This window comes from Mycobacterium sp. PO1 (assembly GCF_017312405.1).
Classification (GTDB): domain Bacteria; phylum Actinomycetota; class Actinomycetes; order Mycobacteriales; family Mycobacteriaceae; genus Mycobacterium.
In genome coordinates, this window is record NZ_BLTG01000118.1 from 1 (window position 1) to 1,212 (window position 1,212).

General features: G+C 63.4%; 1 protein-coding gene. It reads right to left on the reverse strand.

The window, feature by feature from the left end:
* A partial coding sequence (locus tag J3476_RS26420) for an IS110 family transposase (RefSeq protein ID WP_207069248.1) occupies positions 1-946 on the reverse strand: 946 nt, incomplete at its 3' end.
* Positions 947-1,212 lie beyond the last annotated feature (266 nt).

Sequence of the window (1,212 nt, forward strand, 5' to 3'; positions counted from 1 at the left end):
CAGATTGACGTGTCGACGGCGCGACTCCTGCTGCAGCAGCTAAGGATTGAGCGTCAGGGAAGCGGGCGCGGCAGTCTCCGATCTCAGCCAGCAGGCTCGCGGCGCGCACCACTCCGGATCGTGGAAACGATTGCACGATAGGGCCATCTGGATGCGCCAGGAGCGCTTCTTTGATCCGGGCCTCCAGCGCCGATTGCCGTTGGCGAAGGCTGGTGAGTAGATCGACCAGGCTCAACACGATCAGTTCTCCAGCATCGGAAACGGCGCCACTGATGTGGCCGGTGGCCGCTTCGTGCAGGTGGGTAATGAGATCGGCCGGCGTGGCGCGACCGCTGTAGCCGTTGGCATCGAGCCAGTGGGTAAGCCGCGTCGGCGACAACCACGCCGCTTTGGCTTCAGATGGGAACCGCCGCAAGAAGGCCAGACTGATCGGGATGTCGAGCTGATGGAACAGACCGATGGCACCGGGGAAATGGTGCTGCAGCGTTGCCAACAGCTGATTGTGCACTGCGATGCGGTGCCCGACGAGGTCCTGACGTGCACGAACCATGGCACGAAGCGCCCTTGTCGCATCACTGTCAGGGCGCACGACCGCCCAGCGGTGCGGATCGGTGCGCAGCGCATCAGCCAAGACGAAGGCATCGAACCGGTCGTCCTTGTTGCCCGCCGATCCGTATCGGGCCCGCAGCGATTTCACTTGCCGCGCCGAGATCACGACGACCTCGAATCCGTCGCGGATCAGGTGCTCGACGACGGGGCCGTCGCCGCGTTCGATCCCGACCCGTTCGACTTGATGGCTGCGCAACAGCGAGGTGATCTTGGTCAGACCCGCTCTGCTGTGCGTCACGGTGATTTCCTTGACGCGTTTACCATCGCCATTAACGATGCATAATGCGTGATACTGCCAGGACCAGTCGATCCCGGCGTATGTGGGCGTAGCCTCCATGATTAGTGCTCCTTCCGTTTGCCCACGGATTCAGCACTCCGGTCCGGGACGTGACGGTCGGTCGCTCACTGAGGCGCTCCGAGCGGTCGCACAACCGCTGTGGCGCATAGCCCTATGGCCGATCTGCACGTCCCGGGCCGCCAGGCCCTGCGACTCTCAGACAGGTCATCCCTCAATGGGTGACTCGGTCAGCCCGGCAGTGACCCGACGAGCCCGGGGTGCAGACAAGACATACGCCCTGTCGACACTGATCGTCCACCAGTGAG